General features: G+C 69.0%; 8 protein-coding genes and 2 tRNA genes. 2 read left to right on the top strand and 8 right to left on the bottom strand.

Features of this window, described 5'->3' with window-relative positions; genetic code table 11:
• The 5 genes from clpX to VE614_RS17115 all read right to left on the bottom strand — a co-directional run.
• The coding region (gene clpX, locus VE614_RS17135) for an ATP-dependent Clp protease ATP-binding subunit ClpX (RefSeq protein ID WP_324937370.1) at positions 1–1,283 on the bottom strand (1,283 nt) is incomplete at its 3' end.
• Between the two features lie 170 nt (positions 1,284–1,453).
• Positions 1,454–2,134: an ATP-dependent Clp protease proteolytic subunit gene (locus VE614_RS17130; RefSeq protein ID WP_324937368.1), complete on the bottom strand. Its 681-nt coding sequence runs from the start codon at positions 2,132–2,134 to the stop codon at positions 1,454–1,456.
• A gap of 100 nt (positions 2,135–2,234) precedes the next feature.
• Positions 2,235–2,846, bottom strand: coding sequence for an ATP-dependent Clp protease proteolytic subunit (locus VE614_RS17125; protein ID WP_324937390.1), 612 nt, complete (start codon positions 2,844–2,846; stop codon positions 2,235–2,237).
• 232 nt (positions 2,847–3,078) lie between these two features.
• Complete coding sequence (gene tig / locus VE614_RS17120; protein ID WP_324937366.1) at positions 3,079–4,467, bottom strand: trigger factor; 1,389 nt, start codon at positions 4,465–4,467, stop codon at positions 3,079–3,081.
• A 197-nt stretch (positions 4,468–4,664) separates the two neighbouring features.
• Positions 4,665–4,741: transfer RNA gene (locus tag VE614_RS17115), tRNA-Pro, on the bottom strand.
• A gap of 168 nt (positions 4,742–4,909) precedes the next feature.
• Between VE614_RS17115 and VE614_RS17110 the strand changes: the two genes are divergently transcribed.
• Positions 4,910–4,980, top strand: a tRNA-Gly gene (locus VE614_RS17110).
• Between the two features lie 99 nt (positions 4,981–5,079).
• Here VE614_RS17110 and VE614_RS17105 read toward each other — a convergent pair.
• A complete protein-coding gene (locus VE614_RS17105; protein ID WP_324937364.1) occupies positions 5,080–5,274 on the bottom strand; it encodes a hypothetical protein in 195 nt (64 codons plus the stop codon).
• 397 nt (positions 5,275–5,671) lie between these two features.
• Between VE614_RS17105 and VE614_RS17100 the strand changes: the two genes are divergently transcribed.
• The gene (locus VE614_RS17100; protein ID WP_324937362.1) at positions 5,672–6,871 is read left to right on the top strand and encodes an acyltransferase family protein; all 1,200 of its coding nucleotides are present in this window, start codon (positions 5,672–5,674) and stop codon (positions 6,869–6,871) included.
• Between the two features lie 77 nt (positions 6,872–6,948).
• On the opposite strand, the gene VE614_RS17095 is transcribed toward VE614_RS17100, so the two are convergent.
• Together VE614_RS17095 and VE614_RS17090 are read right to left on the bottom strand one after the other, a co-directional pair.
• Positions 6,949–7,407: an HD domain-containing protein gene (locus VE614_RS17095; protein WP_324937359.1), complete on the bottom strand. Its 459-nt coding sequence runs from the start codon at positions 7,405–7,407 to the stop codon at positions 6,949–6,951.
• A 12-nt stretch (positions 7,408–7,419) separates the two neighbouring features.
• Entirely contained in the window at positions 7,420–8,670 is a 1,251-nt protein-coding gene (locus VE614_RS17090) for a PP2C family protein-serine/threonine phosphatase (protein WP_324937358.1), read from the bottom strand.
• Positions 8,671–8,693: the final 23 nt, after the last annotated feature.

The following is an 8,693-nucleotide window of genomic DNA, read 5'->3' as shown; positions in this document are numbered from 1 at the left end:
TACGCCGTCTTCTGCTCCCCCGCCCCCCGCCCCCGCGAGTCGCGGGGGATCAGGGTCGGGTTGACGTTGGAGAGGACCACGTCGGCGGTGATGACCACGCGGGCCACGTCCTTGCGGGAGGGGACCTCGTACATGACGCCCTGGAGGACCTCTTCCATGATGGCGCGCAGGCCGCGGGCGCCGGTCTGGCGGAGGATGGCCTGGTCGGCGATGGCCTCCAGGGCCTCGCGTTCGAAGTCCAGCTCGACGCCGTCGAGTTCGAAGAGGCGCTGGTACTGCTTGACCAGGGCGTTGCGGGGCTCGACCAGGATCTTCAGGAGCGCTTCGCGGTCGAGGTTGTGGACCGACGTGATGACCGGGAGACGGCCGATGAACTCGGGGATCATGCCGAACTTGACCAGGTCCTCCGGCATGACGTCCTCGAACTGGTCCTTGGACTCGAGTTCACGCTTGGAGCGGATCGTCGCGCCGAAGCCGATGCCCTTGGCGCCCGCCCGCGACTCGATGATCTTCTCCAGGCCCGCGAAGGCGCCGCCCACGATGAACAGCACGTTCGTCGTGTCGATCTGGATGAACTCCTGGTGCGGGTGCTTGCGGCCGCCCTGCGGCGGCACGGAGGCCGTGGTGCCTTCGAGGATCTTCAGCAGCGCCTGCTGGACGCCTTCGCCGGAGACGTCCCGGGTGATCGACGGGTTTTCGCTCTTACGGGCGACCTTGTCGATCTCGTCGATGTAGATGATGCCGGTCTCGGCCTTCTTGACGTCGTAGTCGGCCGCCTGGATCAGCTTCAGCAGGATGTTCTCGACGTCCTCGCCGACGTAGCCCGCCTCCGTGAGCGCCGTGGCGTCGGCGATCGCGAACGGGACGTTCAGCATGCGGGCGAGGGTCTGCGCGAGGAGCGTCTTGCCGGAGCCCGTGGGGCCCAGCAGCAGGATGTTGGACTTCGCCAGCTCGATGGCGTCCTCGCGGCTGCTGCCGCCGTTCTCGCCGGCCTGGACCCGCTTGTAGTGGTTGTAGACCGCGACGGAGAGGGCCTTCTTCGCGGCCTCCTGGCCGACGACGTATCCCTCGAGGAACTCGTAGATCTCGCGCGGCTTGGGCAGCTCCTCCCAGCGGACCTCGCTGGTCTCCGCGAGCTCTTCCTCGATGATCTCGTTGCAGAGATCGATGCACTCGTCGCAGATGTACACACCGGGGCCTGCGATGAGCTTCTTGACCTGCTTCTGGCTCTTGCCGCAGAACGAGCACTTGAGCAGATCGCCGCCGTCACCGATGCGTGCCACGGTGTGCTTCCCCTTCGCCTGGGAGTCGTCTGGACGCGGGCGTCCAGCGGCTCCTCGTGCTGCCTTATGTCCGACGGTACCTTGCCGAGCCCCCCGTTCGGGCCCCCCTTGGCGCGGTTCACTTCGACGTGCACTGTGCCAAGGGGCGGCACATCCTAACGGTGTCCGCGTCAGCGGACGGCTGCGTTGTTCATCTTGCGGGTGGAGATGATCTGGTCGATCAGCCCGTACTCCAGCGCGTCCTCGGCCGTGAGGATCTTGTCGCGCTCGATGTCCTCGCGGATCTTCTCGATCGGCGTGGTGGAGTGCTTGGCCAGCATCTCCTCCAGCTGCGCGCGCATCCGCAGGATCTCGTTGGCGGCGATCTCCAGGTCGGAGACCTGACCGCGGCCGGTCTCGCTGTACGGCTGGTGGATCAGCACGCGGGCGTTCGGCAGCGCCATGCGCTTGCCGGGCGTACCGGCGGCCAGCAGGATGGCCGCGGCGGAGGCCGCCTGGCCCATGCAGACCGTCTGGATGTCCGGCTTGACGAACTGCATCGTGTCGTAGATCGCCGTCAGCGCGGTGAAGGAGCCGCCGGGGCTGTTGATGTAGACCGAGATGTCCCGGTCGGGGTCCATCGACTCCAGGCACAGCAGCTGCGCCATGACGTCGTTGGCGGAGGCGTCGTCGATCTGCACGCCGAGGAAGATCACCCGCTCCTCGAAGAGCTTCGCGTACGGGTCGTACTCGCGGATGCCCTGGGAGGTGCGCTCGACGAAACGCGGGATGACGTAGCGGGACTCGGCCGTGGGGCCGGTGTACTCGGCGCGCGCACTGCCGTAGGGGCCGCTGCCGGGGAAGTCGTTCACGGTGTCTCCTGAAAAGGGGCTGGGGCGGTGACTGGGCTGCGAGGGGGCCGGGTGGGCCCCGCCGGGGGCCGTCAGGGCCGGTGCGGGGCCGCTACGGGCCTCAGGAGCCCGCCCCGGTGCCGCCGCCGCCCGGCATGCCGGCGGCCGTGGCGATGACGTCGTCGATGAGGCCGTACTGCTTGGCCTCGTACGCGTCGAACCAGCGGTCGCGGTCCGAGTCGCGGGTGATCTGCTCGACCGACTGGCCGGTGTGCTGCGCCGTGAGCTCGGCCATGCGCTTCTTGGTGTGCAGCAGCCGCTCGGCGTGGATCTTGATGTCCGAGGCCGAGCCGGCCAGGCCGGCGGAGGGCTGGTGGATCAGGATCTCGGCGTTCGGCAGGGCGAAACGCTTGCCGGGGGTGCCCGCGCTGAGCAGGAACTGGCCCATGGAGGCCGCGAGGCCCATGGCGATCGTCACCACGTCGTTCTTGATGTACTGCATGGTGTCGTAGATCGCCATGCCCGCCGTGATCGAACCACCGGGGCTGTTGATGTAGAGAAAGATGTCCTTGTCCGGGTCAGCGGCAAGGAGCAGCAGCTGCGCGGTGATCTTGTTGGCGATGTCGTCGTCGACCGGCTGGCCGAGGAAGATGATCCGCTCGCCGAGCAGCCGGTTGTAGACCTGGTCGCCGAGGCCACCACCGATGGAAGGCTCGCCGGCGGCGGAGGGCATCAGATTCGTCACGTATCCACCTGCTCGTCTTACGACGGCGCCGGGCCGTCTCACGTGTACTACGTATTCATGGACCCTAACGCGGGGGCCCTCCGGGGGAATCCCGGTAATGGGAGTGTTCGCCGGGGGCGTAGCGTCGATCTCCGCGCGGGCAAGTCCGGGGACAAGGCGACGGACCCCGGGCAGCGAGTACCCGGGGTCCGTCGTGACGTGCTCAGAGGTGCCGTACGGCTCAGCCCTCGGACTTCTCCTCGGCGGCGGCCTCGGCGGACTCGGCGTCGGCCGACTCGGCGGCGGCCTCGGACTCGTCCTCGTCGGACAGGTCGATGATCTCGCCGTTGGTGTCCTTGACCGTGGCCTTCTCGACCACGACGGCCAGCGCCTTGCCACGGGCGACCTCGCCGACGAGCAGCGGGACCTGGCCCTGCTCGACGACGGCCTGGGCGAACTGGTCGGGGGACATGCCGGAGGAGGCGGCGCGCCGCATGAGGTGCTCGGTGAGCTCCTCCTGGTTGACGTTCAGCTTCTCCTGCTTGACCAGCTCGTCGAGCACGAACTGGGTCTTGATGCCCTTGACCGCGGCCTCGCGGGTCTCGTTCTCGAACTCCTCGGCGGTCTTGCCCTGGAGCTCCAGGTACTTGTCGAGGGTCAGGCCCATCTGGCCGAGCTGGTGGTGCTCCAGGTTGTGCTTGCGGGTGTTGATCTCGTCCTCGAGCAGCTTCTCGGGGACCGGGACCTCGACCAGCTCGAGGAGCTTCTCCAGGACGCGCTCCTGCGCCTGCGTGGCCTGGTCGAACTGCTTCATGTTCTCCAGGCGCTTGCGGCTGTCGGCCTTCAGCTCGTCCAGGGTGTCGAACTCGGAGGCCATCTGCGCGAACTCGTCGTCCAGCTCGGGCAGTTCACGCTTGGCGACCTGGGTGACCTTGACGGTGACCTCGGCCTCCTTGCCGGCCGCCGAGCCGCCCTTCAGCTCGGAGGTGAAGGTGGCCTCGCCACCGGCCTCCAGGCCCTTCACGGCGTCGTCGATGCCGTCCAGCAGCTCGCCGGAGCCGATGGTGTAGGAGACGCCGTTGGCGACACCGTCCTCCAGGACCTCGCCCTCGACCTTGGCCTCCAGGTCGACGGTGACCACGTCGCCGTCCTCGGCGGCGCGCTCCACCGGGGTGGTGGAGGCGAAGCGCTCGCGGAGCTGCTCGACCGACTTCTCGACGTCCTCGTCGGTGACCTCGACGGCGTCGACCTCGACCTCGATACCGGAGTAGTCCGGGATCTCGATCGCCGGGCGGACGTCGACCTCGGCGGTGAAGTTCAGCGTCTCGCCGTCCTTCAGCTCCGTGATGTCGACCTCGGGCTGGCCGAGGACGTTCAGCTCGGCCTCGTTGACCGCCTCCGTGTAGAACTTCGGAAGCGCGTCGTTGACCGCCTCCTCCAGCACGGCGCCGCGGCCGAACCGCTGGTCGATGACCCGGGCGGGGATCTTGCCCTTGCGGAAGCCCTTCACCGTGACCTGCTGGTTGATCTTCTTGTACGCCGCGTCGAGGCTGTCCTTGAGCTCCTCGAAGGGCACCTCGACAGTGAGCCGAACCCGGGTCGGGTTCAGGTTCTCCACGGCGCTCTTCACGGTTCGGTCTCCTTGTGGCTGACTGCTCGGGTTCTGCCGGAGCCAGACTGGTCCGGCGGATTTCGCCGCCCGGAGGAGTTATAGGCCGCTAGGCCGGACACACGGGCGTGCAGCTTGCATAGTAACGGCAGCGGGTACACGGCCCAAAAGGCGATCGTCCGCGATGGCGAGGTCGATCACTCAAGGTGATCAGCCGGTGGTCGGGGTGGCGGGATTTGAACCCACGGCCTTCCGCTCCCAAAGCGGACGCGCTACCAAGCTGCGCCACACCCCGTCTGGTGTGCGACACGTAGGGTACATGCCCAGGGGCTGCTCGGCCGCCGTATTCGGGGCGCGCCCGCGCGTGGGCGTCGGCGTGGCGCCGGAAGGGGTGTGCGCCGAACGGGGCCGACCCGCTAGGATGCCTGAGTGCCGCGGTCGTCCGACAAGCGGCGCGTTGCGTGCGGGCGTAGCTCAATGGTAGAGCCCCAGTCTTCCAAACTGGCTACGCGGGTTCGATTCCCGTCGCCCGCTCTCTACGGCTCAGGGCCGGCCGGAGATCATCTCTCCGGCCGGCCCTGACGCGTTTGCGCGCCCGGCCCCGATCGCCTGCCAGGCGCGAGCCGGCCGGGCTCAGAAGCTGATGGAGTTGATCGTTTCCGCTATCGAGTTGAGGAAACGATTGATCGACGGCGCCATGCCGGTCGAGGCGAGGAAGAAGCCGAAGAGGATCGCCACGACGGCGGGCCCGGCCTTGATCGAACCGCCACGCATCATCACGACCAGGATGATCGCCAACAGCAGCACCACTGACAGTGAAATGGCCACAACAGATCCCACCCTCGGTCGGTCGGCTTTCCCGGCCGGGGCATGCAGCCGCGCGCACCCCGCCAGAACCATCGTGCCACCAACCGGCCCACCCTATGCGGCCCATGACGCGACGTCGGTCACGGCAGTGCTCCGCAGGCACTCCGCCGCTGCCGTCAACACCCGTACGCGGAGGCGTCGTACAGCAATCCGCACGTTAATCCGCACAGCAATTCGAAGGCATGCTCGCGACAGAAACGCGACACGTTGCTTTCCCTGCCCACACACCATGCGGGCAGGTAAATCGAATTGCCCCCAACTGGCCTTTTCACGTGCGCAAAGCGTGTGACCGAGCGCTGAACCAGGAATGACGTGGAGGGTTTTACGGGACCCCACGGACGACGCTAGGGTGCCTCAGATGTTTCACGCCGCCTCCTTCCGCCGCAGGGCGCCGCTCCCCCCGGCACAGCCGCCGGCCTCGGGGGTGCCGGGCCCGCGGTCAGCGCAGGGTCCGCAGTCCGGAAAGCAGCGCGACGCGTTCTTCGACAACGCCAAATACCTGGCGATCGCGCTGGTGGCCATCGGTCACGCCTGGGAGCCGCTGAAGGGCGACAGCCGCGTCCTCGAAGGCGCGTACAACGTCGTGTACGCCTTCCACATGCCGGCGTTCATCATCATCTCCGGCTTCTTCTCGCGCGGTTTCGACCTGCGCCCCAGCCGGCTCAAGCGGCTGATCACCGGTGTGGCCGTGCCGTACATCGTCTTCGAGACCGCTTATCCGCTCTTCAAGCGGATCGTGGACGGCGATCCGGGGCAGGAGATCACCCTGCTCGATCCCTGGTATCTCACCTGGTTTCTGTGCGCGCTGTTCGTGTGGCGGCTCACCACTCCGATCTGGAGGATGGTCCGCTGGCCGCTGCCGGTCGCGCTCGGCATCGCGATGGCCGCGTCGGTCAGCCCGGAGATCGGGAACGACCTGGACCTCCAGCGGGTGCTGCAGTTCCTGCCGTACTTCGTGCTCGGCTTGTGCGTGCGGGCCGAGCACTTCCACCTGGTGCGCCGCCGCTCGGTGCGGATCCTGTCGGTGCCGGTCTTCGCCGCCGCGCTGGCCATGGGCTGGTGGGCCGTGCCGCGGATGGACACCGCCTGGTTCTACCACCGGGACTCAGCGCAGGAGCTGGGCGTGCCGTGGTGGATGGGTCCGATGATGGTGCTGGCGATGTTCGGCTGCTCGCTGGTGCTGACGGCCTGTTTCTTCGCCTGGGTGCCGCGCCGCCGCATGTGGTTCACGGCGCTGGGCGCGGGCACGCTGTACGGCTACCTGCTGCACGGTTTCGTGGTCAAGGCCGGTATCTACCAGGGCTGGTTCGACCACGCGTGGCTGCACCGGCCGCTCGGTGAGCTGTTCGTGACCGCGCTCGCCGCGATCGGTGTGACGCTGCTGTGCACCCGGCCCGTGCGGCGGGTGTTCCGGTGCGTGATGGAGCCGCGGATGGACTGGGCGTTCCGGCAGGACGCCGCCCAAGCCGCCCGGGAACGCCAGAAGAGCGAGAAGAGCGAGAGCGAGAGCGAGAGCGAGAAGAGCGACCAGGTCAGGCGGGAGACCGCTCACGTCTGAAGCCCGTTCCCGACGTCGTCTCTCCCGGCCTCATGCCTACCCGGCGTCATGCCTCCCCGGCGTCACCCGTCTCGGCGTCATCCCTCCAGGCCGAGCAGTGCGCGCATCCGCGTGTACTTCTCGGTCAGCCGTGTGCGGGTCGGCTCGTCCAGGGCCGCGAGACGGGCGGGGTCCGCGTTGTGGGCCAGATCGGCCTCTTTCACCAGCAGCGCGCCGGGCGTGGCGAGGATCCGGGCGGCGTACGCCTCGGGCGGCTCCCCGGCCCGCTTGGTGACCGCCCGCACGATGGCCTTCGTACGGTCGCTCAGCGGGGCCTGATCCAGCCATCGCTCGGGCATCGCGTCGTCCTCGACGGCGTCGTGCAGCCAGGCGGCGGCGATCTGCTCGGGGTCGCCGCCGCGGGCACGGACGCCCTCCGCGACGGCCTGGAGGTGCTCGGCGTAGGGTCGGCCGGCCTTGTCGGTCTGGCCCTGGTGGGCGGCCCGGGCGAGGGCCTCCACCTCGGCGAGGGGGAGGGTCTGCGGAGTCTCGGTCACCCCGCCAGTGTCTCAGCGGGCCGCCGGCTGCGCCTGCGATGACCGGGCCTGCGACGACTGGGCCTGCGACGACTGGGCCTGTGCCTGTGCCTGGGCCTGGGCGGTCGGGCCCTCGCGGCAGATCAGCAGCAGGGCCCGGTCGTCGTTGACGTCCTTGGCGACGGCTTCGATGAGGTGCCAGGCGGCGCCGTGGAAGCCGCCGGCGACATAGCGGTCGGCCTCGCCGGTGAGCCGGTCGATGCCCTCGACGATGTCCCGCTCGGAGGTCTCCACCAGTCCGTCGGTGAACAGCATGAGCACGTCACCGGCTCGCAGCGAGCCCTTGACCGGGTCGAACTGGGCGCCCTCGTACACACCGAGCAGCGGGCCCTCGGCCGCCTTCTCCTCCCAGCGGCCGCTGCCCGCGCTGAGCTGGAGCCCCGGCGGGTGGCCCGCCGAGTACAGCTCGTAGTCCCCGGAGTCCAGGTCCAGGACGAGGTGGATGGAGGTCGCGAAGCCCTCGTCCCAGTCCTGGCGGAGCAGATAGCCGTTGGCGGCCGGGAGGAAGGCGTGCGGCGGCAGCGAGCCGAGCAGGCCGCTGAAGGCGCCGGCCAGCAGCAGCGCGCGGGAGGCGGCGTCCATGCCCTTGCCGGAGACGTCGGTGAGCACGACCTCCAGGGTGCGTCCGCCGTTGGTGCGGGCCGCGACGACGAAGTCGCCGGAGAAGGACTGGCCGCCGGCCGGGCGCAGCGCCATCTCGCGGTGCCAGCCGGCCGGCAGCTTGGGCAGCCGGCTCTGGGTGCGGATGCGCTCGCGCAGGTCGAACAGCATGGTGCCGCCGCGCCGCCAGGGCACGCCGACCCGGCTGCGGAACTGGGCGATGAGCAGCCCGAAGAGCCCGCAGGCCGCGACGACGAGCACCACGCCCGGGGTGACCCGGGAGGGGCCCTCGGTGTACGGGCCCAGCTGGACGGACTCCACGATCAGCGCGGTCGCCGCCGCCGCGTACAGGCCGAGCAGGCTCGCCGGGCGCAGCAGCAGGCCGCCCGCGACGATCGGCAGGACCAGCGCGGCCGGGGAGCACCACACCGGGTTGGCGAGCGTGGTGATCGCGATCAACGGGACGGTGAGCAGCAGGCCGGCGAGGGCGACCCAGTCGGAGCCGTCGCCGCGGAAGTAGTCGACGGCGCTTCTGCGCAGGCCGACGCGGACCCGGTGCCACTGCATCTTCCACCGGGCCGGGAACCTCTCGGCCGCCGCGCGCCGACCTCGTCCTGCTGCCATTAGTTCGGGACCCTATCCATCGG

Origin of the sequence: Streptomyces sp. (assembly GCF_035645055.1) — a bacterium.
Classification (GTDB): domain Bacteria; phylum Actinomycetota; class Actinomycetes; order Streptomycetales; family Streptomycetaceae; genus Streptomyces.
The sequence above is the reverse complement of the archived record's forward strand: the minus strand, read 5'-3'. Positions and strand labels throughout refer to the sequence as shown.